The 25,395-nt window shown below is 48.1% G+C and carries 20 protein-coding genes; 5 read left to right on the forward strand and 15 right to left on the reverse strand.

All coding sequences use genetic code 11. The features are described from left to right. Positions 1–34: 34 nt before the first annotated feature. The 5 genes from ASG33_RS20260 to ASG33_RS20280 form a co-directional block, all read right to left on the reverse strand. Positions 35–496 (reverse strand): hypothetical protein, encoded by a 462-nt coding sequence (locus tag ASG33_RS20260; protein WP_056289705.1) that lies wholly within the window; start codon positions 494–496, stop codon positions 35–37. 145 nt (positions 497–641) lie between these two features. Further along, positions 642–2,009 carry a cell wall metabolism sensor histidine kinase WalK gene (locus ASG33_RS20265; protein WP_056289707.1) on the reverse strand — a complete coding sequence of 456 codons (1,368 nt, stop codon included), beginning with the start codon at positions 2,007–2,009 and terminating at the stop codon, positions 642–644. Next, a complete protein-coding gene (locus ASG33_RS20270) occupies positions 1,993–2,685 on the reverse strand; it encodes a response regulator transcription factor (RefSeq protein WP_056289710.1) in 693 nt (230 codons plus the stop codon). Before ASG33_RS20270 ends, ASG33_RS20265 begins: the two co-directional genes overlap by 17 nt. Positions 2,686–2,867: 182 nt before the next feature. Next, a complete protein-coding gene (locus tag ASG33_RS20275; protein ID WP_056289713.1) occupies positions 2,868–3,128 on the reverse strand; it encodes a hypothetical protein in 261 nt (86 codons plus the stop codon). A 495-nt stretch (positions 3,129–3,623) separates the two neighbouring features. Next, a complete protein-coding gene (locus ASG33_RS20280) occupies positions 3,624–3,872 on the reverse strand; it encodes a hypothetical protein (RefSeq protein ID WP_056289717.1) in 249 nt (82 codons plus the stop codon). A 117-nt stretch (positions 3,873–3,989) separates the two neighbouring features. On the opposite strand from ASG33_RS20280, the gene ASG33_RS20285 reads away from it, so the two are divergent. Beyond that, on the forward strand, positions 3,990–4,838 hold the full coding sequence (locus ASG33_RS20285) for an aldo/keto reductase (RefSeq protein ID WP_056289721.1): 849 nt from the start codon (positions 3,990–3,992) through the stop codon (positions 4,836–4,838). A 69-nt stretch (positions 4,839–4,907) separates the two neighbouring features. Here ASG33_RS20285 and ASG33_RS20290 read toward each other — a convergent pair whose 3' ends face one another. From ASG33_RS20290 to ASG33_RS20300, 3 genes are all read right to left on the reverse strand, one after another. Next, a complete protein-coding gene (locus ASG33_RS20290) occupies positions 4,908–6,071 on the reverse strand; it encodes a Gfo/Idh/MocA family protein (RefSeq protein ID WP_056289724.1) in 1,164 nt (387 codons plus the stop codon). Positions 6,072–6,174: 103 nt separating this feature from the next. Continuing rightward, positions 6,175–7,002 carry a DUF481 domain-containing protein gene (locus ASG33_RS20295; protein WP_056289727.1) on the reverse strand — a complete coding sequence of 276 codons (828 nt, stop codon included), beginning with the start codon at positions 7,000–7,002 and terminating at the stop codon, positions 6,175–6,177. A 48-nt stretch (positions 7,003–7,050) separates the two neighbouring features. Beyond that, positions 7,051–7,500 (reverse strand): RpiB/LacA/LacB family sugar-phosphate isomerase, encoded by a 450-nt coding sequence (locus tag ASG33_RS20300; protein ID WP_056289730.1) that lies wholly within the window; start codon positions 7,498–7,500, stop codon positions 7,051–7,053. Between the two features lie 237 nt (positions 7,501–7,737). On the opposite strand from ASG33_RS20300, the gene ASG33_RS20305 reads away from it, so the two are divergent. After that, complete coding sequence (locus tag ASG33_RS20305) at positions 7,738–11,010, forward strand: DEAD/DEAH box helicase (RefSeq protein WP_229238757.1); 3,273 nt, start codon at positions 7,738–7,740, stop codon at positions 11,008–11,010. 3 nt (positions 11,011–11,013) lie between these two features. On the opposite strand, the gene ASG33_RS20310 is transcribed toward ASG33_RS20305, so the two are convergent. Genes ASG33_RS20310 through ASG33_RS20325 form a run of 4 tightly spaced genes read right to left on the reverse strand, consistent with a single transcriptional unit; the run spans position 11,014 to position 15,900 of the window. Continuing rightward, positions 11,014–12,162, reverse strand: coding sequence for a glycoside hydrolase family 18 protein (locus ASG33_RS20310; protein WP_229238759.1), 1,149 nt, complete (start codon positions 12,160–12,162; stop codon positions 11,014–11,016). Positions 12,163–12,174: 12 nt separating this feature from the next. After that, the gene (locus ASG33_RS20315) at positions 12,175–13,641 is read right to left on the reverse strand and encodes a fibronectin type III domain-containing protein (RefSeq protein WP_056289734.1); all 1,467 of its coding nucleotides are present in this window, start codon (positions 13,639–13,641) and stop codon (positions 12,175–12,177) included. A 39-nt stretch (positions 13,642–13,680) separates the two neighbouring features. Next, positions 13,681–14,583 (reverse strand): CorA family divalent cation transporter, encoded by a 903-nt coding sequence (locus tag ASG33_RS20320; RefSeq protein WP_056289737.1) that lies wholly within the window; start codon positions 14,581–14,583, stop codon positions 13,681–13,683. Between the two features lie 54 nt (positions 14,584–14,637). Continuing rightward, positions 14,638–15,900 (reverse strand): NAD(P)/FAD-dependent oxidoreductase, encoded by a 1,263-nt coding sequence (locus ASG33_RS20325; protein WP_056289739.1) that lies wholly within the window; start codon positions 15,898–15,900, stop codon positions 14,638–14,640. 252 nt (positions 15,901–16,152) lie between these two features. On the opposite strand from ASG33_RS20325, the gene ASG33_RS20330 reads away from it, so the two are divergent. After that, positions 16,153–17,010 (forward strand): SDR family oxidoreductase, encoded by an 858-nt coding sequence (locus ASG33_RS20330; RefSeq protein ID WP_056290561.1) that lies wholly within the window; start codon positions 16,153–16,155, stop codon positions 17,008–17,010. Positions 17,011–17,064: 54 nt separating this feature from the next. Here the strand turns inward: ASG33_RS20330 and ASG33_RS20335 are convergent, their stop codons facing one another. The 3 genes from ASG33_RS20335 to ASG33_RS20345 are packed head-to-tail and all read right to left on the reverse strand — an operon-like array spanning position 17,065 to position 23,176. Further along, positions 17,065–17,445: a response regulator gene (locus ASG33_RS20335; protein WP_056290564.1), complete on the reverse strand. Its 381-nt coding sequence runs from the start codon at positions 17,443–17,445 to the stop codon at positions 17,065–17,067. Positions 17,446–17,470: 25 nt separating this feature from the next. Further along, the gene (locus ASG33_RS20340) at positions 17,471–19,306 is read right to left on the reverse strand and encodes a sensor histidine kinase (protein ID WP_056289741.1); all 1,836 of its coding nucleotides are present in this window, start codon (positions 19,304–19,306) and stop codon (positions 17,471–17,473) included. A 6-nt stretch (positions 19,307–19,312) separates the two neighbouring features. Continuing rightward, positions 19,313–23,176, reverse strand: coding sequence for a PAS domain S-box protein (locus tag ASG33_RS20345; RefSeq protein WP_056289745.1), 3,864 nt, complete (start codon positions 23,174–23,176; stop codon positions 19,313–19,315). Positions 23,177–23,430: 254 nt separating this feature from the next. Between ASG33_RS20345 and ASG33_RS20350 the strand changes: the two genes are divergently transcribed. Then, on the forward strand, positions 23,431–24,795 hold the full coding sequence (locus ASG33_RS20350; RefSeq protein ID WP_082489340.1) for an amidohydrolase family protein: 1,365 nt from the start codon (positions 23,431–23,433) through the stop codon (positions 24,793–24,795). Between the two features lie 77 nt (positions 24,796–24,872). Then, positions 24,873–25,241, forward strand: a complete 369-nt coding sequence (locus ASG33_RS20355) for a VOC family protein (protein WP_056289747.1) — start codon at positions 24,873–24,875, stop codon at positions 25,239–25,241. Positions 25,242–25,395: the final 154 nt, after the last annotated feature.

Consider the following 25,395-nt stretch of genomic DNA (forward strand, 5'->3'; position numbering starts at 1 on the left):
TTATCATGATCACAAATTCTTGTTGGAAGCAATATCACTGCATGCTGTTTGCGTGTGCAAAGGAGCCTACACTGATCAGATCAGCATTTACCATTGGAATGCCGCATTTTTTTAAAACAGGGAGCGCATCAAGACTGCTCTTGTTGAGTTTGGGGAAGCCGTATTTTGCAGAATAGGCAATGCAGTCTACTTCGTGGTATTCGAGGAAGTTCTTCAATCCGGCGATCTTGTTGCCGTAGAAAAAATCGATTTTGACACTTTGCAGCTTATCGGGATAGTCTTCTTTCAATGCACGACAGTCTGCCCAGAAGTCTTCGGAAACAAATTCATATTCTTTCTCCCGGTAACCTGAGAACAGCAGGTCCTGGATATCGTCGGCAACATGGAACAAGTGTGTAAACACCAGCTTCACATCTTCATTCAAATCTCTTGCAATTGTCTCAGCTACCTGGATACCCTCGTGTGTAAAGTCCGTCGGAATCATTACAGTTTTCATACAACTCTATCGGTTTGATTAACAATGATTTTGCTGATCTAAATCAGTGATACAATGTTACGGCAGAGTTATTAGGCTGTACTAAGAGCTACATTATAATACGGTGAGAGAGTTATTAGAAGGAAATAAGAATATTAAAACGGGATTAGAGCCCCTTATAACAGAACGGAAGATAGGTTTTAAAACGCGTTCCCTCACCTACTTTGCTCCACACTTCGGCTTTGCCCTGGTGCATCCGGATAATGTTGTGCGCAAGCGGAAGCCCGATCCCGTAGCCTTTGTAGCGTTCCGTGTTTGACGCTCGGAAAAAGGGAACAAAGATCTGCCCGATCTCGCGGTCAGGTATCCCGATACCCTGATCGGCTACTTCCACGATCACGTAGGTTTTGTCGTGACTGATCGAAACCTGGACCGGCCGGTTGTCTGAATACTTGCAGCTATTGAGCACGATATTGCTGAATGCAGCTTTCAAAAGTACCTTATTTCCATTGATCACAAGCTTTTGCTCCTCCTCGGGCAGGTTCTCAAAGTTGATGGAAACCTTATTGTCGGGGATAATTTTGTCCGCTGCTTCTTTGACAGAGAGGATCAGCTCGTCGACGCGCAATGCACCCCATTCTTCTTTTTTCCCGTCAAAACCGGTTTGAGCAAGACTTAGCATACTGCTCGTCAGGTGTTCAAGCTTTTCAGATTCCCGGTAAATATTCTCGAAAGACTGCCGCGCACCTTCCGAAAGTCCCGCCGTTGAAAGTCCGATCTCAGCCTCGGCGCTGATCACAGTCAGCGGGGTTTTAAATTCGTGCGAGGCATTGCTCACGAAATTATTCTGTATCTCAAATGTTACTTCCAGCCGGTCGAGCATATCGTTGAAAGTGCGCGCCAAATCCTGGATATCGTCGCCGCTGTCGTCTACGATCAGCCGCTGGTGCAGGTTGCGCGCATTGATCCCCTTTACATTGCGTACAATGCGCTGGATCGGCTTGAAGATCTGCGTTGAAAAGAGCTTTCCGAAAGTGAAAACAAAAATGAGTGAGATAAAGAAGCCGGTTACCAGCAGGTTTTTAAGATTATCCATTTCGGCCAGCCCGTATAGGTCCACCGCCGACGAAATCATGATTACTTTTCTATTACCACTCGTAATGTACCTGCCTACATAGGTGGTATCCTTTTCGAAGTACCGGGCTTCCTTTGTTCTGGCGAGCTCGTCGTAGAAAACCTGCGGCAATGGCAGCTTCTTCTTCACGCCTTCATCATTAAGTGACAACAGAATGCGGTGTTTTTCGAAAGGCAGGTCGCCCAGATGCCGCTCTTTAATATCGTAGTAGATCGGCTTTCGCGATTCATTTTCTTCCAGCACAGCATGGCCGATGATATCAGACCTTACTTCAAGCCGGTGGAAAAAGCTGGCAGCGATACTCTCCGAGCCGAAAATGTAAACGAAAACGCTCAGGGCCAGGATAATGCTTGCCGAGAGTACCGTAAAGATGATGGCAATCTTATTTTGAATCTTCATAAGACTGGCGAATCACGTAGCCCATTCCGAAAACCGTGTGGATCAGCTTAACGTCGTGGTTTTTATCAATTTTCTTGCGCAGGTAATTGATATACACGTCTACTACATTGGTACCCAGATTGAAATTAATATCCCATACATTTTCAAGGATTTCAATGCGGTTCAATACACGGTTGGTATTGGAAAGCAGGTATTCGAGCAGGCGGAATTCGGTGGCGGTCAGGTCGATTGTGCCCGACCCTCTTTTGACAGTTTTGGTAACCTTGTCCAGCACCAGGTCGCCAATGCTCAGAATGCCGTCATTCCGCTCGGGTTCGCGGCCGCGGCGGGTCAAAGTGCGCAGCCTGGCTTCCAGTTCGGCCAGCTTGAAAGGCTTTGTCATATAATCATCAGCGCCTGCATCCAGCCCCGACACGATATTCTCCGTCGTTCCCAATGCAGTGAGCATCAAAATCGGTGTGGTGAACTGCGCGCTGCGGAGCCTTCTGCACACTTCCATGCCGTTAATGACAGGCACCATCAGATCCAGTATAACGATATCAAATGCATGTTGAAGCGCCATTTGCATACCCGATTGCCCATCCATCGCAACCGCAATCTCGTGCCCCGAAGCAGAAAGTCCACGCTGAATTACGGAGATTACGCCAGGATCGTCTTCAATAAGCAAAAGCTTCATCAGGGTTTTTATTTGTACATGAAACGTGTGAAACAGTTTTCAAGGTATGAAAAAACCGCATTCAAGCGACCGGGCCGCTATCTAATTTGACAAAACCGACATTTCGGGCACAAAAAAAAGGGAAGAAATTTTCCTCCCTTTTTGCGTAAACCTTACTGACCTTCTCGTGAAGGCCCGTTCAATTACTTAGCTGAATTGCTTTTTAATTGAAGCCCTACGATTGCCGCTTTCTGTGCAGCATTGTGCTTATTGGTGTCAATTGTCAATTTATCCTTCTGCGGAGCCGGGCTTTCCAGAACAGGAAGCGAAGCTGGCAATGCAGCAGATGATACGCCTACTTTGGTTTTCTCTTCTGCTATATATGTAGAATTATTCGCATTGGCGTAAGTAGCGATAGTCATAACCATCATGGCAGTAGCTATCATTGTTTTTGCATTTTTCATTGTTGCTATTATTTATTGGTTCTTGTTATCTGTCTCTCATTTGACAGTACAAATATACTACAATATTTCGCAAACAAGCGTTCAATGCATTTATCAACAAAACAATATTCTGTTCAAAACCTGAATTTATCTCCATTCACAAGCACAGAAATCAAGTATAAAAATGGTATTATTCAAATATGACTTTCATCAAAATGCATCTTACCGCGGATTTTGGCTCAAATAAGATTTGGCAGTGCAAGTAACCTTTGATAAAGGATTGTTAACCTTCCGTTCACATTGGAATACAATTTGGCACATAGGCAGTTTACCCGAATTTTCTTCTGAGTGGATTTTATCAACACCGTTTTTTCAGGCAAATTCCCGCAGTGTGGAGGCTTTAAACGAAAAAAAATTTTGAATTAGCTTCAAAATTTTTTTCATAAATGATTAAACGGCTGACTTCAAGCTGCTTTTGTGCAGGTAGCGGCCGTGAAAAAGAAGAAAATAGCCGGCTTACATGGGTGTATTCGGCGTCTCGATCGAAGGTATATGGATGGTAATTCCGGAAATCTGGCAAAGTGCAAGGAATTCGGAGAGTGAGGGGATACCTCCCTTATTCAGAATATTATCTGCCGTTTCCTTCGCAATACCTGCTTCTTCCAGCGCCTGGTCCAGGTCAAGGGCTTTTACCTCAATGATCTTCCTGATCTCGCCGACCAGTTCCTTTGCGCGTGCTTCGTAGATTGTGATATCCGTGTCCATTGCTCGTTGTTTTTTAGGCTAAAAGATTAAAACTATGCCACAGAGCGCAAACAAGCTGATTCTTTTTGGCGTAAGATTTGTTGGTACCAGTGAAACAAATACTAAATAAATCAGTCAATGAGCACCACAACAGAAAATCCGGCTACGTTCCGCATTGGTGGAGAAATAGAAATTAACCGCCTGGGATACGGCGGAATGCAGCTTACCGGTCGCGGCGTATGGGGCGACGCACCCGACCGTGAAAATGCCAAGAAAGTATTGCAGGCCGCAGTAGAAGCCAGCGTCAACTTTATTGATACAGCAGATTCTTACGGTCCGCATACCAACGAGGTACTGATCGCCGAAGCGCTGCACCCCTACCCTCAAAATCTGCTGATTGCCACCAAAGGCGGACTGGAAAGAACAGGCCCGAACCAATGGCCGGTCAATGGCGATCCAAAGCACATCCGTGAAGCGATCGACGGAAGCTTGAAACGGCTGAAACTTGACGTAATCGATCTGTGGCAGCTGCATCGTTTTGATTCCAAATTCCCTGTTGAAGAAACACTCGCACCGGTTGTTGATGCGGTTAAAGCCGGCAAGATCAGGTTTGTGGGACTTTCGGAAGTGGATGTTGCGCAAATAGAACAGGCTGAAAAGGTGATACCGATCGTTTCGGTCCAGAACCTTTATAACCTGGGCAACAGACAATGGGAGAGCGTACTGGACTATACCGTACAACGCGGAATGGCATTTATTCCCTGGTTCCCGCTGGCTTCCGGCCCGGATAAGATGAATAACAAGATCGAGAAAATTGCAACTGCACACGGCGCTACCACTGCGCAGATCGCATTGGCGTGGCTCTTGAAGCGTGCCCCGAACATTCTGCTGATCCCCGGAACAAGCTCACTGACGCATTTGCAGGAAAACCTCAAAGCAAGCGAAATCGAGCTTTCGGAGGAAGACTTCAAAGCGCTTTCAGAATAACATTTCCGGCTCAAAGAAAAACCCTGGCTCGTCAACGTGCCAGGGTTTTTCTTTATACAAAATCATCTATCAACTTACCGTCGCTACATTCTGCGCCTGCTTTTGCGCTTTCAATGCCAGCTCGGTTGCGAGGAAACAATGCTCCTGCGACATGGCGGTTTCAGTCCGGTTGAGCACATCGTCTACCAGCTGCCGGCCGTAAGGGAGCTCTGTCTTGCTGCAATCCACATAGACCGTCTCCTTGTTATTGACCAAAAACAGGTGGTTACCACCGTCACGGCCGCCTATATCTACGTTTTTACGTATCTCAATAAAACCCTCGGTTCCCAACACTGTGAGCCGGCCGTCGCCCCAGGATTTCAGCCCGTCGGGCGTAAACCAGTCAACGCGGATATAACCTGCGCCGCCATTCCCTCTCAGCATAGCATCACCAAAATCCTCGAATTTCAGGTACTGCGGGTGATTCACATTGCCTACCTGCGAAGCAACAACTTCGGCTTTGGTTGAATTGGTGAAGAAAAGGAATTGGTCAAACTGGTGTGAAGCAATATCACATATAATGCCGCCGAAGCGCTTTTTATCAAAAAACCATTCAGGCCGCGTATTCGCATTCATCCGGTGCGGACCCAGTCCGATCGTCTGCACAACTTTCCCGATCGCACCTTCTTTTATAAGCTCGCCCGCCTTAATGGTAGCGCGGTTTTCGAGCCGCTCGCTGTACATAATGGAGTAAATCCGCTTGGTATCCTTTTGAACCTTACGCACCTGTGCAAGTTGTTCGAGACTGGTGATACCGGGTTTGTCAACCATATAATCCTTTCCGCTTTTCATCACGCGGATACCCAGCGGCGCGCGTTCGTCGGGAATGCCCGAGCTCAGTATCAGCTGGATGCTTTTATCATCGAGGATTTCTGCCTCGCTCTTTGCCTGTTTGGCATTGGGGTACCTTTTGGCAAAAGCAGCGGCGAGGTCTTCTTCTTTGGCATAAAATGAGATCAGCTCGCCGCCACCGCGGGTAACTGCCTCCACCTGGCCGTAAATGTGACCGTGGTTCATTCCGATCACCGAAAATTTAATCCTGGGCGGCATCATAACAGGTTCAGGTTGCGCATACTCCCTCGTTACGGGCTTGGCGATAAGGTTATCGGTCAATGCCGGAAGCAGCATCAAGCCGGCGGCCGAGTTGACAGAATTTTTGAGGAACTGGCGGCGGTTATCCTGTGGATCTTTCATGCTTGGGTTGAATGATGTGATGACGATAAAAGCACATTTTGTTCATATATAATGTACTCTCAACAACGACATCATATTTTCGCATTTCCCCCTACAAGTAAGCCTATTTGTTACCCACGGAAACACCGAACGTAATCCGTGAATCGTTGCGCTTCCTGGTTGCTTCAACTACACTTTCATAAGAGTTTTCAAAACTCGTTCGCAGACTGATCCATTTGTTGAGCGGCAATTCCACCGACACGATGGTATTCCACCGGAGGTTAGAAAGATCGTTCAATGCCGGTTGCAGGAAAGTAATATGATTAATGCGCACTTTGTCCTGTGCAAATGAATGCTTCCCTTTCACGCGGAAAGAATTACGGATCGTTGTTACGGTTGGTATTTCAACAAAATTCGTCGATTCATATAAAACCGCATTGGTCAGGCTAAGGTCGTTTTTAGCCGTTTTAACCAGCCGGTATCCAATCCCCGCACCCGCCATTTGCCGGACATCAATGCGACGCAAATTACTGTTTTCCAATACACCCAAACCGAATACGTAAGTTTTCCGCTTTTTAAACACATCCACAAAAACGTCCACATAACCGTCACGCTCGGCCAGGATGCCGCTTTGTTTACCATATGTAAAGCGTGGATTGGAGGCTACATTGATCACCGGTCCGCTGAAAATAAGCTCCGCCCGCAGTACCATCAGGCTGCGGTTCACATTCCCTCTCGTAAAGTTACCGTCGCCGACGAACCGGTACCGGATCGTATCAATCAAAACCTGCCGCGGTCGCAGCGAAGTATCGGGCCGGGAGCCTGCCACGGAGTCGGCGGGCAGGATCTTGATTGCTTTGGACGTAGAATCCTGCGCAATCGCCGGGGCAGAAAAGACAAGCAAAAGGAAAGCGGAAAGCTTTGCGAAATGGAGACGAGTCGAATTTTTCATTACCGCGAAAGCGCAAAATAATAATGCCAAAATGCACCAGTGCGCTGCCTAGCCGTTTTTTTCAAGGTCTTTCACTTTCGCAAGCCGCCGGTTATGTCTTTCCAAACCGGTGAACTCTGCATTCAAAAAAGCTTCGACCAGCTCCTGTGCTGCATTCACTCCGGTGACGCGGCCGCCCAGACAAAGCATATTGAGATCATCGTCCTCCACACCCTGATGCGCCGAAAAATGATCCTGGATCAACGCCGCGCGCACACCTGCGACCTTGTTGGCCACCACAGAAGCGCCTACCCCGCTGCCGCAAACCGCGATGCCCCGTTCTACCTCATTGCTTACGATCCCGCGCGCCAGCGGAACTACGAAATCGGGATAATCATCCTGATTGTCAAGCGTAAATGCGCCATAATCTTTAATCGTGTATCCTTTGCCGGCCAGATAGGATTTTAGATGTTCTTTCAACTCGTACCCTCCGTGATCAGCTGCTATTCCGATTTCCATATTGGTTATTGTTAAGTAATAAATGCGTGGCAGGTGCCCCGGGCTCAATTTCGGTATTTCCGGCTAAAATCACCAGCGCCGGATTTCTTTTCGGCTTTTGACATTAGTTGGTTATTTTGCTTCATGATAAACAATGAGCCGTCGGAAACGGAGCGCCCGAGCCTGCATAATTTTATATTACCCAATTTTGATACCGGCAACTTTTCTGTCAGCCACATTCTGCAGAATTGTGCCACAATGCCAGACACTGGCAAAAGAGGCTATTTCGAGATCCAGCCAGCCGAAATCGATATTCATTATGCCAACTTCAAGCTGCAGGGACTCAGCGGCGAGCTCAACAAGGTCATTGTCAAACAGAATGCAAGCCTCATTCAGATTTACTGCGGCTGCGGCCAGCCCAAGAAAAAACTGTGTGAACACCAGGTTCAGATCCTCTATAACCTTTTACAACGCAAAGACTTACGCGTATTTTTTGATAAAACACTGCGAATCGCGCGGATACGTGAAGTAGCCGTTGATTATGGTTTGGAAAACGAACCAGACCCGGATACCTACTTTCAGCTGACCTACACCAACCGCGAGTTGCAGATCAGGCCCAAACTTAAAGAGCTGGTTCCGGTAGACAGCCGCTCCGTGACGTTGCTCGGAGAAAGCCTGCTGCCTTCCAATGCCAGTATGCTGCCGGATATCGAACAACGGCCACAAACCCGCCAGCTTGTCGTGATCGGTCACAATAAGTATTACGAAAACTTCTTCGCGGAACTGTATGAGGCAGCAACAACGCGCGACGGGAAGATCAAAAATCCCATTACCCCGCTGAGCCCGCTTGAACAAATATGGAAGACCGAGGATACGGAAACGGTTAAGTTCTTCACCGCGATTGCGGGATTTCAGAACAACTTTCGTAAAAAACAATTTGCCAGCGACGTTGCAGGGCTGCGGGCGATCCTTAAAAATCCGGTTCAGGCAGATTTCTGTTACCACAATCCCGAGGTATCCGAAAATATCAATGCAGCTTCGGTTGTTCCCGTCAAATTACAACAGGTACCCGTTGATCTGCAATTGAGGATCGATCAGAAGAAGCCATTTTACCAGATCTCCGGCGAGCTGATACTGGACGGAGTATACCTCGATCTTGAAAAAGTTGAGCTGCGGTTTGACTATTTTGTACTTCATATCCGCGAGCTGTACCTGATTGACCGGGAAGATATCCTGAAAACAATCCATTTCTTCAGACAACATAACCAAAAGATTTTCATACACGAATCAAAGTTCGAGGCGTTTCGGCTCGGGTTGCTGGACAAGCTCGAAAACAAGATCAAAATCACGTACTCTTACCTCAAAACCGCCACTGCACGCCAGCGGGAGGATACAGGCTTCAACGAGCAGGTCAAAAAGCTCGTGTACCTGGAAGATTTCGGAAATTATGTACTGATTACGCCGGTAGTGAGATATGGGCAGACGGAGGTTCCATTGTTTTCAAAAAAGCAGATTTACTCTGTTGACAGTCACGGTAACCCATTTACGGTAGCGCGGGATAGTGACGAAGAGCTGAGGTTTATCAGTGCGATCGTCCGCCAGCACCCCGATTTTGAGGACCAGCAAGGCAGGGATTTCTTTTATTTACACCGCGGTCAATTTCTGGACGAAAACTGGTTTCCCGATGCATTTGAGGAGTGGCAGAACCAGGGAATCGGCATTCTCGGGTTTAATGCACTGAGTAAAAACCGCCTGAACCTGAATAAAGCGAAGATATCTGTAAGCGTGGTGAGCGGGATCAACTGGTTTAACACCGTGGCTTCCATTAAGTTTGGCAAACAGCAGGTTACGCTCAAACACCTGCACAAAGCCGTGAAAAACCGCACCAGATATGTGGAGCTCGGCGACGGTACCATGGGCATTCTGCCTGAGGACTGGCTGGCAAAATTCACCAAATTCTTTGAAGTGGGTGAGATTGCAGAAGAGACGATCCGAATGCCGAAAAGCAGCTTCGTGGCGATCAGCGAGCTGTACGAAGCAGAAGTACTGACGCGGGAAGTGCGGGAGCAGATTGCCTTTTTCAAAACCAATCTCGCCGATTTTGAAACTATTCAGCCTGTTGCCATTCCGGCAGGACTGAGGGCCAGCCTGCGTAAATACCAGCACGAAGGACTTAACTGGCTCAATTTCCTTGATGAATTTGGCTTTGGCGGCTGTCTGGCCGACGATATGGGTTTAGGCAAGACAGTCCAGATCATCGCATTCCTATTATTACAAAAAGAGAAACGCGGTCAAAGTACAAGCCTGATCATCGTACCTACTTCCCTGATATTCAACTGGCAGGCCGAGGTGGAAAAGTTTGCACCAGGCTTAAAAATGCTGACCATTTACGGTGCAGACAGACAAAGGGAGATCCATGATTTCGAGCATTTCGACATTGTGCTTACCTCTTACGGAACACTGCTTTCGGATGTGAATTTTCTCAAAAAATTCATGTTCAACTACATTATTCTTGATGAATCGCAGGCGATCAAAAACCCCGAATCGCAAAGGTATAAGGCTGCCCGGCTGCTGCAATCGCGGAATAAGCTCGTGCTTACGGGTACGCCGGTGGAGAACAATACCTTCGATCTGTATGGACAGCTTTCATTCGCCTGTCCGGGGTTGCTGGGTAGTAAAACGCAGTTTAAAAACCATTTCTCTGCTCCGGTAGACAGGTTCAAAGACAACGAGCGCGCACGTGAACTGGCGCGCCGGATCAATCCATTTATTCTCCGGCGGACCAAAAAACAGGTTGCTACGGAACTCCCTGATAAGACCGAAATCGTGCTTTACTGCGAAATGGGCGAAGAACAGAGGAAAGTGTACAATGCCTACGAGCTTGAATTTTTCACCTTCCTGAATACCCGCAACGAAGTGGATATACCCCGGGAAACACTTCACATTTTGCAGGGACTGACGAAGCTGCGCCAGATATGTAACTCTCCCGCATTGCTCAATGATGACCTGTTTTATGGAACTGCCTCAGCGAAGATTGATGCATTGATGGAGCAGATAGAGAGCAAGTCGCCGCAGCACAAGATCCTTGTCTTTTCGCAGTTTGTAAGCATGCTCGACCTCATTAAAGCCGAATTGATCAGCAGGGGCATTGAATTTGAGTATCTTACCGGACAAACCCGCGATCGCGAAGCACGCGTCTTGAACTTTCAAAACAACAGCAATGTGCGTGTGTTCCTGATCAGCCTCAAAGCGGGCGGAACGGGCTTGAACCTGACAGAAGCGGATTATGTGTACCTCGTAGATCCCTGGTGGAACCCCGCCGTTGAAAACCAAGCAATTGACAGGAGTTACCGGATCGGGCAAAACAAGAACGTGATCGCCGTCCGCCTGATTTGTCCCGATACGATTGAAGAAAAGATCCTGGAACTACAAAAAACCAAGAAGGACCTTGCCAACGATCTGATCAAGACGGACAATTCAGTTTTAAAAACACTGTCTAAAAACGATTTGCTCAGCCTCGTATCGCATTGATTTTTAATCCAGGTTGCGGCCGATTTCGTTCAGGAGGTATTCTTTCGGGTCACTGAAATATTCCCAGAAGAAGATACCCGCCAGTTTGTGCTTTTTAATGTATTTACATTTCAGCTTGATCGTTTTTTCGTCTTCGTAGGTGATCAGGACTTTTGTGGAATCATTGAACAGGTAAGGCGCTTTTGCATTTTTATCGTAATACTTTTTATATCCGTTCTGATCGATCACCGTGTCTTTCAGCTTGGTATATCCTCCGCCCTGGACTGATTTGACCCTGGCTTCTCCAAGCCCGTTGTTTTTAGCAGAAGCAGCCTCCCACCCTTTCCCGTAGAATGCGGCGCCAAGCACAATTTTGCTCGCCGGAACACCCGCGGCCATGAAGTTCTTAACGGACCGGTCTGCCGAAGAACCTTCTGCGTCGTAATCGTACAAATTGGTATGATGTCCCACGGTCCCGTTCTTACCGCCGTAATCGTAAGTCATGATAAATATGTAATCTGTAAAAGCTTGCACAAGACCCATCTCAGTATTGGCTACAAACGATTTGGAAGCTCCTACGGCAGTTGTAAGCTGAAACTTCCGTCCTTTTTCCCTTTCCAGCAGATCAAGCTCCTCACGTATCGCTTTGAACATCAGTGTAAAATTCTGCTTGTCTTCGGGGCGGTAAATGTTACCTTCCTCGCCCCGCATTGCAGGATATTCCCAGTCAATGTCGACTCCATCCAGGTTATATTGACGGATGATATCAACACTGGTTTTGGCAAACTTCATCCGCGAAGATTCCGTAAGTACCGCGTCAGAAAAATTCTCGCTCCACGCCCAGCCACCGATTGAGATCAGGATTTTAAGATCTGGATTCTTGGTTTTCAATGCATTCAGATTTCTAAAATTGGTACTATCCGTGGCAAGATTTGTGAGCACCGCCATGCTGTCTTTTACATTAACGAATGCATAATTGATGTGCGTAAGCTTTTCAGCATCGATCTCGGCCGCATTCACCAGCCCGCGAAAGCCGCCGACGTAGGCATTTACGATATACTTTTTGTTCTGCGCAAATGAACCAGCTGAAACAAAGAGCAGCGGCAAAGTAAGCGCAGCAGCCAGATACCTGCATTGACCCGTTAACCTTCCGAGAACAGAGACTTTCATCATTATATTTTTATGTTAATAAAGTGCGATCCGCTTCGAGATTACTTCTTTACCTGCTTCAATCGCCACGATGTAAATGCCCGCAGCTAAACCTTGCAGGTTGATTTCCGCCGGCCTGGTCGCGGTCAGCGCTTTCTGCTTTTTGCCTGAAATATGGTAGATAGAGATCGTGTATTTTCCTGCCAGCCTGGGGTTCACGAACAAAGTGCGACCGATGGTATAAATGCTGTTTCTGGCTTGAGGATCTTCCATTCCTGTGATAATGGAACCGGCGCGCACGATCGCGATCAGGCTGTAAGGTGAGCTGCCGCCTGCATTCACTGCCTTGATCCGATAGAAATAATCTACCTTTTCGAGCTTGGCAGTATCCTGAAACTGTAAAACTGTGGCCGGTACCGTCGCCAGTATCACATAGTTTTCATCCGCCGCTTTGGCCTTTTCTATTGATACCGAAACTGCATTGCCTGTAACAGGAGCCCACCTGAGCTGCACGATCTGCGGAGCGAGCGGGACAGCCGAGAAGTCGGCCGGACGGTCCGGTACGGGGATATTAAGCGTCCGCAATGAAACCACGCTGCTGTAAGGCGACGCCCCGATTGCATTCACCGCGCGAACGCGGTAATAGTAAAGCGTGCCGGCAGTCAGTCCGGTATTTTGGTAAGAAGTCGCATTCGCCGGGAGGTCAGCGACTTTGGTAAACGCAGTCCCATTCGTGGATCGTTCCACCTGAAAGCCCGTCTCATTTCCGGAAAGATCCACCCAGCTCAGGTTGATCTGGGTCTGCGAAACTACAATACCTGCCAAACTATCCGGTGCTGCCGGGGCAACCTGGAATGTGATAGCTGAAACAATACTCGTGTATGCAGACTTACCCGCACTATTCTTCGCAAGTACGCGGTACCAGTATTTTGTGGCCGGTTTTAAGCCGGTATGCTGATAGATTACCATATTCGCAGCGACTTCCGCAATCTTCTCAAACCTGACTCCGTCCACAGAACTTTCCACTTCAAAGGCGGTTTCGTCATTTGCATTATCTGTCCACCCGAGGTGAATCTGGCTTGCAGAAACCGGCGTAGCGACGAGCGCGGAAGGTGCTTTTGGGATGGTGATAACCGGTGTCAAGGTGGTGGCACTGGCAACATTGGAGTAAGCCGAATATCCGCTCACATTCTTTGCCCGAATGCGGTACCAGTATTTGGTTGAGGCTTTAAGCGTATCGTGAATGTAGCTTACGGTGTTAGATTTCAGGTCAGCAATTTTGGTGTATTTGATGCCGTCACCAGCACTTTCAAGTTCGAACGTGACTTCGTCTGTTGAAGTATCCGTCCAGCTGAGTGTAATCTGACTTACTGATGTGGGAGTTGCAATCAGATTGGCAGGCGCCTTTGGAACAGCAAATGCAGATGCATTTACTTTAACAAAAACGCCGGTCAACATAAACAGGAATGCCGCTACAAAGCCTCCCAAAGCGATTTTTTTCATACTTCTAAAAACAACACGATAAAGCAGGGGAATGCCGGTTTAAAGCCAGCCTCTTTTTTTGAACCAGACATAAATGCCGCCTGTAATCACAGCCATAAAGATCATCACCGCAGGATATCCGTACTTCCAGTCCAGTTCGGGCATAAACTTAAAGTTCATTCCGTAAATGCCGACGATGAAGGTAAGTGGCATAAAAAACACCGAAAACACGGTAAGTACCCGCACAATGTCATTGGTCCGCTGTGATGAAATGGAGAAATAAATCATCACCAGCTGGTTCATATTTTCAAAAAGCGTATCGTAAATGCTGTGAAGCTTTACGTAAAGATCGCGGGTATCCCGGGTGTAGGTATTGGATTGTTCGGGAGAATCTATCCGGTCGATGATATCGTGAGAAAGCATGATCACGCGCCTGGTAACTTCCACTTTTCTTCTCAGGTAATAAAGTCCCTTCAACAGCGAAGCTTTGCGCGTTTTCAGGAACATATTTTCCTCATAATACTCAATGTCACGCGTGAGCCGGGCCGAAGGATCTTCATAGCTACTTAAACAAACTTTAACGATCTCGTTAACCAACTGGTGAGTGTTCTCGCAACCATGCTGGCTGATCCGGTTCTCTTTAATCTGCTGAGGGCCTGACCATTCGTGCTTGTGTAGTGTAATTACCCTGTCTTCAAACATGAAAATCGCCACTTTGTCGGTCAGCTCAGGCACAGTATCTGCCTCAACTGCCGTCTTTTCGGCGTGTATCCTGAAAATGATGAATGCATAGCTTCCTACGTGCTCATATTTCGGAAGGTGATCAGCTTGCAGCCAGTCTTTGATCGACGACTCGTGCAATGCGTACTTACTGGTAAGACTGGCAAGCTCTTCCTGATCAGGGTCTGTCACATCCAGCCATTCAAAGGGATGCTCTGAATGGTCGGTAATACTTTGCAGCATAGGGGTTGGTCGAGAAATATAACACTGTCAAATTTTATTCAGAAGTTCGGAAGTCTACTTATCTGGCTTAGAATCAAGTATAAAGCGCAATGACTGATCCCGCGTGAAAAATGCAACTATCCAGTTGTAAAGCGTCTTCACCTGGTTACGGTAGCGGATAAGCGAAAACAAATGCACGACCAGCCATAGAAAGTAAGCTATAAAACCTTTGAAATGCAAGCCAGGTAAATCGGCCACAGCCTTGTTGACCCCGATAATGGCCATTGATCCTTTATCCTTATATGAAAAGTCGATCAGCGGCTTTCCTTCCTGCATTAACCGCAGGTTTTTGGCAAGGTTCCGCCCCTGCTGAATAGCAACCTGCGCCAGCTGAGGATGACCGTTCGGAAACTCAGGATCGCCTTCCATTAAACAGATATCGCCGAGCGCGAACATGTTGCTGTATCCTTTTACCTTATTATTCCGGTCAACAAGCACACGCCGGCCACGCCCGAATACTTCCTTCGGCAAGCCCGGCAGCTCCACGCCGACTACGCCCGAAGTCCAGATCAGCGTTTCGGTCTCGATCGTTTTTCCATTCGCGAAAGTCACTACGCCATTGTCGTAATCTTTAACGGCATGGTCCAGCAGTACCTTGATGCCCAGACCGCGCAGCTCTTCCAAAGTTTCTTCCTGCGCTTTTTTGCTCATCGGATTGAGCACGACCGGCAATGCATCGACCAGGTATATCTCCACCTCATCGCGGTTCAGCTCGGGATAATCTTTCTTGAAAATGCCTTTGTGCATTTCGGCCAGCATACCCGATATCTCCACGCCTGTCGGGCCGGCGCCGGCCACTACAATGGACAATACTTTTCGCCGCTCTACCGGATCGGTGATCTTCGTGGCCCTTTCTTTATTTTCAAGTACGTGGTTCCGTAGCGCCAATGCATCCTTGACGGTTTTCATCGGTACCGCGTTCTTTTTCACATTCTCCATTCCGAAGTAGTTGGTTTCGGTACCCGTGGCGAACACCAGATAGTCGTAGTACAAATCTCCGGTATCGGTGAGCACGCGGTTTTCGGCAGGAAATACTTCCTTGAATGCACCCAGGCTAAACCGTAGATTGGGCTTTTCCTGAAAAAATTTCCGGAAAGGATAGCTGATATTGGAAGCTTCCAGAAATCCGGTTGCTACCTGATACAGCAGCGGCGGGAAGAAATTGTAGTTATTCTTGTCCACCAATGTAATATCGAACTCTTTGTCTTTGGCCAGCTTCTGCGCCAGATTGATGCCTGCGAAGCCTCCGCCTATGATTACTACCTTCTTCGTAGCCATAATGTGTCCATTTAGAATCTTTTGCCCCTCGCTCAATATAATTGTGCCGGGATGTTTTGGGGCATGAATTGGTATTTACAAATGCACTTACAGCAGGAGCATACCGGGCTGAAACTGTGAAATTCTTTACTCATTACAGGAATATCTGCCTGACGTTGATCCAGGTCAATGCAGTTTACGCTGGTTACCGGACTTGGCATATCGTTTTTGGCAAATGTGGCTTTCGCATTTATCAACATAAAAAACCTTATCATGAATTACGACATCGATACCAAGGGCCAGACACAAAGCAAGCAGCCCGGCATTGAACAGGAAATGGACCCGGCACCGGTTATTATTCGTGAAAATTACCGCGGAAGCGGCAAGCTGCAGGGAAAAACAGCCCTGATTACGGGTGGTGACAGTGGGATCGGTCGCGCTGTGGCCGTGCATTTCGCGAGAGAAGGTGCTGATGTGGCCATTGTATACCTGGATGAAACCCAGGACGCCACCGAGACCAAGTCACTCGTTGAAGCAGAGGGAAAAGCCTGTCTGCTGATCCGGGGGGATATTCGTGACGAAGCTTTTTGTAAAGATGCAGTAAGCCAGACCGTACGCGAGTTTGGAAAATTGAATATCCTCGTCAACAATGCTGCTGAACAGCATCCCAAAGACGATATCCGGGAAATTACTGCCCAGCAGCTCTCAGATACGTTTTCTACCAATATCTTCTCGTTCTTCTATTTCACGCAGGCGGCGCTTGAACACCTGAGTGAGGGAGATTGCATTATAAACACCACTTCGGTAACAGCCTACCATGGCAGCCCGAGCCTGCTTGATTATTCTTCAACAAAAGGCGCGATTGTGGGATATACCCGGTCGCTCGCGGGCAGCTTGTCAGAAAAAGGAATCCGCGTGAACGCAGTAGCGCCCGGGCCGATCTGGACACCATTGATTCCTGCTACATTTGATTCAGAGCGGGTTGAGAAATTTGGAAAAGACACACCGATGAAACGCCCCGGTCAGCCGAGCGAAGTAGCCACCTGCTACGTGTTCCTGGCAAGCGACGACGCTTCCTATATGAGCGGACAAGTGTTGCACCCCAATGGAGGACAGGTTGTAAATGGTTAAAAGGAGGTTTTCTCCAATAAGATCAGGAGGGATTCCCGTTAGCGGGGATCCCTTTTATGATATCTGCTGAACAGCGGCTTCGATACTGCTGAGCAGCTGCGCCTGGCGGTAAGGCTTGGTAATGTAGCCGGCGGGGTGTGTTTCGGATGCACGCCGTACTGTTTCCTGGTCCATGTACGCAGTCAGATAAATGATAGGAATGCCCGCTTTGATCTCCCGGACACGCAATGCGGTATCGATGCCGTCAACTTCCCCTTTGATGTGAATGTCCATGATGATCACGTCCACTTCTTCACTATTCACAAAGCCGAGTACTTCTTCACTGTTGTCGGCAATGCCAACTACTTCGTATCCAGCCTGATCAAGTGTTTCTTCGAGTCCCATTGCCTGGATACCCTCATCCTCGACGACCAGAATTTTAATTGTTTTTTTCATAGCGCAACTTTTTCTCAGGCAGCTTTTACCTGTTTCCCGCAATCGAGACGGCGGGAATTTCCATTATAAATGTCGTACCTCCGGAAACTTCCACGCTGCATTTCGCGTCCAGCTGTTTAGCCAGGACCTGCACCAGCTTCATTCCGAATGAGCCGGAAGGTCTTTTCCACTTGTCAAGGCTCATACCCGGTCCATTGTCAATGATCCGGAGCAGCAGCGACCTTCCTTCTTCCAGCCTGGCTTCCAATATAACAGATAATCGCGGATCAGTTGTGGAATTATAGGCGTACTTGAAATAATTGGTTACCCACTCATTGACAATCAACCCGGTAGGCATCGCAACATCGATATCGATTTCCATCACGGAAACATTCAGCCGCAGATCCAGGTCGCCAGGCTCCACACCAAAGCTTTGCATGACACTGTCGATCAGGTTACTCATATATTCCTTCATATTTACAAGATTCACCGCATCCTGACCATACAAGCTCTTGTGGATCAGCGACATGGCTTCAATGCGCTGCTGGCCTGCGCGCATACTGTTCCGCGCATCATCGTCGGTCAGCCGGCTTGACTGCATACTGAGTAAGCTGGATACGGTCTGCAGATTATTCTTCACGCGGTGGTGCAGCTCTTTCATCAGGATTTTCAGCTTCTCGGCCTGCTCGTTGATCTTCGCATTATTACTTGCAAGCTCCTGGTTCGTCCTGGATATCGTCCGGTATTGAAACAGCATGAACACCGACAATACCAGGAATACCGATAAACCAGCCAGCGCCCAGATTGTTTCCCGCGTTTTTACCTTGTTAATCTCGGCCAGTGTGCTGATCTGCTGGTCTTTTTTGCCTGCCTCATATTGCTCCTGCATCTCGCCTATCTGCCGCACGTTCTCCAATACACGAAGCGAGTCGCGGATCTCGATATAGCGTGTATAAGCCTGCAATGCATCTTTGTAACTGTTCATTTCATTCAGTGTACGGTAGAGGTAGCGGTTTACCTCCATTTCCCGGAAAGGATTTTTCAGCTGCCGGGTGATGCGCAATGCTTCCTTGAGGTAATAAATGCTGTTTTGTTTGTCGCCCTCCCCGAGGTAAACCTGTGAAAGCCAGGTATAGGAGTAGGTAAGCGATAGCAGCTGATCGTATTTTTTGGCAAGTTCAATGCCTTTGGTCACGTAAAATCGCGCTCTGTCCAGCTCTCCTCTTTTCACGCAAGCCTGCGCGATATTGTTGTAGTAACCAATGCGCTGTTTCTCAAACCGTGCCGATGATTCAGCCAGTTTAAGGCCTTCCAGGTGCATCTTCAAGGATTTGTGTATCAATGCGGTATCTTCCTTATCCGCGCCGAGCCCCTGCGTAAACATCGCTTCAAGCCGCGCCATATAGATCACCGAGGCTGTATCCCTGTTCTTCCTGGCGATGGCCATACCTTTGTCTACCGCAGCCAGCGCCATGCTGTAATTGGCTTTTTCCTTATGCAAATTCCCGATTACGGCGTAGATATCCGGCAGCTCGCCTGTCAGCTTCCCCTTCTCCGCATCTTTCAGCGCAACAATAGCCAACTTCATCGCCTCCTTGTGGTTACCAAGCCGCCAGAGCGCCTGTGCCTGGTAGCGTGTACCACGTACGAGTGCACGCGCATTGTTCAGCCGCAATCCCTCTTTTTTGATCAACTCAGCAATATATCGCAGCGAGTCGGGTGAGCCTGTCGTGAAGTTATCTGCCTTTTCATATAGCTCTTCGAGCTGCGAAATGCGCAGCTTTTCACCAGAAACAGAAAGCATCGGCTCAGCCGCAGCTGCGGTATAGTTGGCTGCGAAAAGGAAGAAAACGAGATAAAGTGCTATTATAGATCTTTGCATCAGAGGCTATTGCGTCTTGATCAGCCATTTGAGAATAGCCTCTTCCAATGTATCTTTTAATACCGGTTTTGTCAAATAATCGTCCATTCCTGCATCTATACACTTTTCTCTTTCTCCCACCACCGTGCCCGCCGTGAGTGCTATGATCGGTACGCGCTTGTTCCGTTCCAGGTTGCGGATGCCACGGGCGGCTTCATATCCGTTCATCTCGGGCATTTGAATGTCCATAAAAACAATATCCGGATTACTTTTATGAAATGCGTGGATCGCCTCTTTCCCGTTAGTTGCCTCTACAATATGTGCATGAGGAACAATTTTCAGAAGCATTGACTTCACCAGCAACATGTTAATCTGGTGGTCTTCGGCAATCAGTACCGTTACCTGCGAATTATTTTGCGGCGCCGCGATCGGTGGCTCAGCGATCTGCAAAGTATTCTGCTGCTTTACTCCCAGGCTGGAAATGGCTGAAAAAAGCTGCTGGATCTTCACAGGTTTTAACAAAAAATGTTGGACGCCCAGCTCGTCGCGGAGTGCATTCAGCATTTCATCCTCAAAAGAATCATTTAACAGAAACACAGGTTGCTGCTCCATATCGCGCCCCTGCAACTCCCTGATTTTTCTCAGCGATTCAATGCCGCCCATATCAGGCATTTTGCAATCCATCAAAATCACGTCAAAACTTTCGCCGGTAGCAAGCAGGTCCAGCGCTTCCTGCCCGCTTCTTGCATACGTTGATCCGATCTCTTTGTTGGACAACATTTCACGCAGGATTTTCCCATTGTTTTCATTGTCATCCACGATCAGTATCTTCTTCACACCGTCGGGATTCTTCCATTCAAACAGGTCCTGACCTTCCACTGCGCTGAAAGTAACGTCGAAAAAGAAGGTACTGCCTTTGTCAACAATGCTTTCAAGCTGTAAGTGGCTCTTCATCAGGCCGAGCAGACGATTGGAAATGGTCAGTCCCAGGCCGGTACCGCCGAAGCGTTTGGTTGTCGAAGAATCTTCCTGCGAAAATGCTTCGAAAATCCTGCGCTGGTTCTGCGGCTCTATACCAATGCCGGTATCCCTGACCGAAAAGCGGAATGTATAATTGTCCGGTTCTGACTTATCTAAGAGCTCAATTTTCAACTCTATCTCGCCGGCGGGCGTGAATTTGACTGCGTTGCTGAGCAGGTTAACCAGGATCTGCCGCAGCCGAAGCGGATCGGCCCAGACGAAATGCGGTACCTCCGGCGGGATGTTCAGCAACATTTCCAGTTGCTTCTGCTGCGCCTGATAGGTTACCATGTCAGAAACCTGTCCGCAAATTTCCAGTAAGTCGGTTTTTTCAAACGTGAGGTCAAGCTTGCCCGCCTCGATTTTTGAAAAGTCGAGAATATCGTTGATAATGTCCAGCAGCGAGTTCGCCGACTGGAAAACCATGGACATATACTGTTGCTGCGTTTCGTCCAGGTTGGTTTTCATCAGCAGGTCGGTAAACCCTACCACCCCATTAAGCGGTGTCCTGATCTCGTGGCTCATATTAGCCAGAAACTCCGATTTCAGCTTGCTGGCTGCCTCCGCATGCTCACGCGCTTCGAGCAATTCCATTTCAGCCCGCTTCCTGGTGGTAATATCCCGCACAACCGCCTGGATAATGTCCTGATCATTCACATTGATCAGGTTTAATAGTACCTCGGCGATAAAGCTTTCCTTTTTATTACCAAACCGGCGGTACACCCATTCAAAGCTGTGGCTACCTTTCCGGTAAACAGAATCTATATGGATTCCCGACAGCCGCACGGCAGTCTGTTCATCATCTTCGCGGCTGGATAAGTCACCCAGCTGCATTTGCCGCAAAGTCTCCACAGAGTTCAGCCCGAACATACGTAGGGCAGCTTCGTTACAATCCAGGTACCCCTGACTATTGAAAAGCAATACCGCGTCGCTGGTAGAATCGTACAAGCTCCTGAATTTCGCTTCCGACTGCAGGATCTCCACCTGCGCCTTCTTTTTGGTAGTAATATCCTGGAACGCGCCGTAAAGTCTGACGCAAATCCCGTCCTTCATCTCTGCCTGACCGATGGTGCGTATCCAAACCTCGTTACCCTTCGCCGTCACGATCTGAAGTTCCAGATCCCAGCCGGTACCGTGGAGCAAGCCTTCCTTTACCACTTCCTCAATGGCATTCCTACTATCACCTTCTTTATAAAAATAAATAGCGGTGGCGAGATCAGGCACAAAATCGGCGTCTACTTCGTGCAGCTGCCTGGTCATCGAAGACCAGTACAGTTCATTTGTTTTAGGATAAAGCTCCCAGCCGCCGATCAATGCGACCAGGTTGGTCTGTTCCAGCATTTCCTTGATCCGGCGCAGCTCGTCGTCGGACTTCCTTCGCGCGGTGATATCCCTTTCAATGGCGATGTAATTGGTACAATCCCCATTCTCATTGAATACCGGAATTACTTTCAGGTCGATCCAGTATTTTTCTCCCGACCTTGAATAGCATAGCATTTCCTCCTCTACAACCAGCTTTTCCTTGCTGCGGGTGTAAATGCGGTCAATGGTTTCCAGATCCGTTTCCGGACCTTTGATCAGGTCAGCCGGCCTTTGTCCCTTGGCTTCTTTCCGGCTGTATTCCGAGCGCTCTTCGAAGGCCCTGTTAACCCACGTAATAATTCCCTTTCCGTCTGTGATGACGATGTAATCGGTAGTGTTAGAAGCGACAATGGCCAGCTCCTTCAACCTTTCACGGGAGTTGCGCAGTTCTGTAATATTGTGACTCGTGAGAATGATCTCCTGGCTGGTAGGGTCCACATTGGCTGTGGTGTTACTCCATGACCATGTTCCGTCCTGGTGCCTGATCCTGTGCTCTACTCCCCCCGGCAGCGGCAAACCCAGTTCGATTGTTTGCTGTAATGCCTTGAAACAAACTTCAAAATCGTCGGCGTGAATAAACTCGGCAAATGAATGCCCGACAGTTTCTTCAATCGGGTATCCGTAAGTAGCTGTCCAGCTGGGTGACACGTATGTAAATACGCCTTTTCTGTTGATGGTAAAAAGCACATCCTGCATATTGGATATCAGCACGGACAGATCTTCTTCCACTTTTACCTGCTGCGTAATATCATAGCCCACACAGAAAAGCTCTGCCACTTCGCCGGCTGCATTCGTGATTCCCGTAAATTCCCATTGAGTTGTTTTGATCACGCCATTTGAACAAAACTTCCTGAGCTTAACAGGATGCGGAACGTTGGGTACTGTGAGGCAATGCGCGCCGGTACTTACACATTTGTCAATATCCTCCGGAACAATGCCCGATATGGACGAAATGCCGAGCACGTCGCGGCGGTCGAGCTGAAAAGATTTGCAGAAAAAATCATTGACATATATATAGTTACCTGCCAGGTCAATTCCTGCCACGTAAACTGTCTGACTGCTCAGAAAGGTATGGTAGAGGCGCCCCTCACTTACGGGCGCGCCGGTGATCCTGTCTGTTGCTTCAAAAGCGGTGAGGATGTAGCGGGCATCTGATTCGGGATCGGAAAATGGGAGAGAACGTACCTGTATATGCGAAATATTTCCCTCAGCCCCGAAAAGGACGATCGCGCTGTTGTAGTCGTTATCATTTTGCAAAAAATGTTTACCCGCATTTTCCCGGAAATAATCGAATTGTACACTTCGAACCAGCTCGGCAACTGCCTGATCTTCATTTTCCTGTTTCAGAAAACGGGTAAGAAATTTCCGGAGCCTGTTATCGGCCCATTCATTTTGCGGATCGGAATGCTCCCAGATCAAAACTCCGTCAATTGCTGCTTCTTCTATAAAGTCAAACACATGTTCATCCCTCTGCAGCAAACTGAAGAACTTCTTCTTAATCTTATTCATGTTCAATGGCATCCCAAATTGATAGCGAAGGAGTGTCGCTCACTTTCAGCCATACAATATATAGTTTTTTGGTTACTTATATGTGAGATTGAATTACTTCGACAAAACCTTTTCTTTCTTCCTATTTTAATATTTTGTGTTTGTCGAATCATTTTACCGGATTGTATTTTTAAATTGGATTTCAGTGAACCAGCCAAAAGTGATCTGACAAGCTTTAAATGCGTTATTGCCCGCTTTATTACAACCATTTCAACATGCAAACAGCTCAACAATTTTTGTCGCATTGCAGAAAAACAATAGTGCTCGCGGCACTGGCATTGCCGGTCCTGTTAAGTGTACCAGCTCTCGCGCAAAGCGGCTCCAAGCTCATGAAAAATGTGACGCTCATCGATGGCACGGGCGCTGCTCCCAGGAAGAATGTGGATATTCTGATTGAGGGAAAAAGGATCAAGATGATCGGCACGAACATCAAAGCCGCGGCAGATACCACCATTACGCTGACCGGACAAACCGTAGTACCCTCATTCATCTGCGCCCACGCGCACATTGGGACGTTGAAAGGGACAACATCCAATGCAGAAAATTATACGAGGGATAACATTCTGAACCAACTACAAAAGTACCAGGACTATGGCGTAGGCGCGGTACTCGTAATGGGAACCGACCGGCCGCTGATATTCAATGGGCTGCGGGATTCGACGGTTGCGGGCCAACTGCCGGGTGCCAGGTTGTTTTCTGCCGGTTATGGGTTCAATACACCCGATCCTAATCCTGGATCGTGGATGAACCTGCTGCAAAGGCCGGCGACTCCCGAAGAAGTACCTGCCATGGTGGAGAAAGTGGCAGCCCTGAAACCAACCGTGCTGAAAATGTGGGTAGACGATCACGGTGGCGGGCAGAAAATGAAGCCGGAAATATATAAAGCGATTATCAGCGAAGCCCACAAAAGGAACATCCGCGTCGCTGCGCACCTTTTTTACGCCGAAGACGCCAGCACATTGGTCGATGCAGGTCTTGACATCATCGCCCATAGCATCCGTGACAAGGAAGTTGATCAGCCGCTTTTGACCAAAATGAAACAGAAGAATGTCATTTACATCCCCACTTTAACGCTCGATGAATACCAGTTTGCCTACGCAGGCACTCCGGGCTGGCTTAATGATCCTTTTTTCAAAAACTCCCTGGAACCGGGCGTGTTTGAAATGATCACCGATAAAGCTTACGGAGAGAAAATCAGGAACTCGCCTGAATATGCACGCAACATGGAAGCAAACAAAATAGCAATGCGCAACCTTCAAAAGATCGCAAATGCGGGCATTACGGTAGCACTCGGTACCGACAGCGGCGCTTTTCCTGTACGTACGCAGGGATTTACAGAGCATCTTGAAATGGAAATGATGGTGGAATCGGGACTGAGTCCAATGCAGGTAATTACAGCCGGTACGCGCAACGCGGCGCGTGCATTGCAGATAGACAAAGATTATGGTACGCTGGAAACAGGCAAAGTGGCGGATCTTATCGTCCTTGGCGGCGACCCGACTCAGGATATCCGGAACACGCGGAAGATCAATGCAGTTTGGAAAGAAGGAAAAATGGCGAGCAAAGGTCCGCTGAAATAAGGTTACTTTGCGACCTGAAATAACGCTCGATTACAGACACAACCACATTTATTAATCGTCAAGAGACTCCCCACACCATGAAGATTGCATTTAAAAGGCTCGATCACATTATGCTCTGCATTCCCGAAGGCACCGAGGAGCAGGCCAGGGATTTTTATACAAACGTGCTGGGCCTGGAAGAACTGAAAGACTTGGGATACCCGCTGCCAAACGGGGCGATATGGTTTCAAATGGGCGACATTCAGCTGCACGTACGGGCTGAAAAGAATCACGACGGTTCTTCTCAGCGACATCCCGCCTTTGAAGTCAACGACCTGGAAGCTGCGCGGGCTGTGTTGCAGGAACACGGTATAGAGCTGAAAAACGAAAGCAAGATCCCGGATAGAAACCGGTTTTCGTTCCGTGATCCGTTTGGAAACCGCATTGAGCTGATTGAAATGCTCTGATTAACCTGGATTCTTGGCTTATCCGTTTTAAACCGGCTTTAATGCCACTAAGTAGTACCTGAACCAACTAAATTTTCATCCAAAGCCTGTACTAAAAGACGGCGCCGGCGGGTAAGTTATTTACGCAACAAAAGGGCAAAAAATCGCTTTTGGA

Source organism: Dyadobacter sp. Leaf189, assembly GCF_001424405.1.
GTDB lineage: Bacteria > Bacteroidota > Bacteroidia > Cytophagales > Spirosomataceae > Dyadobacter.

Coding starts and splice junctions, on each gene's coding strand:
- ASG33_RS20295 (WP_056289727.1), bottom strand. CDS start 7,002: ATGAAAAATTCGACTCGTCTCCATTTCGCAAAGCTTTCCGCTTTCCTT.
- ASG33_RS20320 (WP_056289737.1), bottom strand. CDS start 14,583: ATGCTGCAAAGTATTACCGACCATTCAGAGCATCCCTTTGAATGGCTG.
- ASG33_RS20270 (WP_056289710.1), bottom strand. CDS start 2,685: ATGAAGCTTTTGCTTATTGAAGACGATCCTGGCGTAATCTCCGTAATT.
- ASG33_RS20345 (WP_056289745.1), bottom strand. CDS start 23,176: ATGAATAAGATTAAGAAGAAGTTCTTCAGTTTGCTGCAGAGGGATGAA.
- ASG33_RS20265 (WP_056289707.1), bottom strand. CDS start 2,009: ATGAAGATTCAAAATAAGATTGCCATCATCTTTACGGTACTCTCGGCA.
- ASG33_RS20285 (WP_056289721.1), top strand. CDS start 3,990: ATGAGCACCACAACAGAAAATCCGGCTACGTTCCGCATTGGTGGAGAA.
- ASG33_RS20355 (WP_056289747.1), top strand. CDS start 24,873: ATGAAGATTGCATTTAAAAGGCTCGATCACATTATGCTCTGCATTCCC.
- ASG33_RS20350 (WP_082489340.1), top strand. CDS start 23,431: ATGCAAACAGCTCAACAATTTTTGTCGCATTGCAGAAAAACAATAGTG.
- ASG33_RS20330 (WP_056290561.1), top strand. CDS start 16,153: ATGAATTACGACATCGATACCAAGGGCCAGACACAAAGCAAGCAGCCC.
- ASG33_RS20290 (WP_056289724.1), bottom strand. CDS start 6,071: ATGAAAGATCCACAGGATAACCGCCGCCAGTTCCTCAAAAATTCTGTC.
- ASG33_RS20305 (WP_229238757.1), top strand. CDS start 7,738: ATGCCAGACACTGGCAAAAGAGGCTATTTCGAGATCCAGCCAGCCGAA.
- ASG33_RS20310 (WP_229238759.1), bottom strand. CDS start 12,162: ATGATGAAAGTCTCTGTTCTCGGAAGGTTAACGGGTCAATGCAGGTAT.
- ASG33_RS20260 (WP_056289705.1), bottom strand. CDS start 496: ATGAAAACTGTAATGATTCCGACGGACTTTACACACGAGGGTATCCAG.
- ASG33_RS20335 (WP_056290564.1), bottom strand. CDS start 17,445: ATGAAAAAAACAATTAAAATTCTGGTCGTCGAGGATGAGGGTATCCAG.
- ASG33_RS20275 (WP_056289713.1), bottom strand. CDS start 3,128: ATGAAAAATGCAAAAACAATGATAGCTACTGCCATGATGGTTATGACT.
- ASG33_RS20325 (WP_056289739.1), bottom strand. CDS start 15,900: ATGGCTACGAAGAAGGTAGTAATCATAGGCGGAGGCTTCGCAGGCATC.
- ASG33_RS20300 (WP_056289730.1), bottom strand. CDS start 7,500: ATGGAAATCGGAATAGCAGCTGATCACGGAGGGTACGAGTTGAAAGAA.
- ASG33_RS20315 (WP_056289734.1), bottom strand. CDS start 13,641: ATGAAAAAAATCGCTTTGGGAGGCTTTGTAGCGGCATTCCTGTTTATG.
- ASG33_RS20340 (WP_056289741.1), bottom strand. CDS start 19,306: ATGCAAAGATCTATAATAGCACTTTATCTCGTTTTCTTCCTTTTCGCA.
- ASG33_RS20280 (WP_056289717.1), bottom strand. CDS start 3,872: ATGGACACGGATATCACAATCTACGAAGCACGCGCAAAGGAACTGGTC.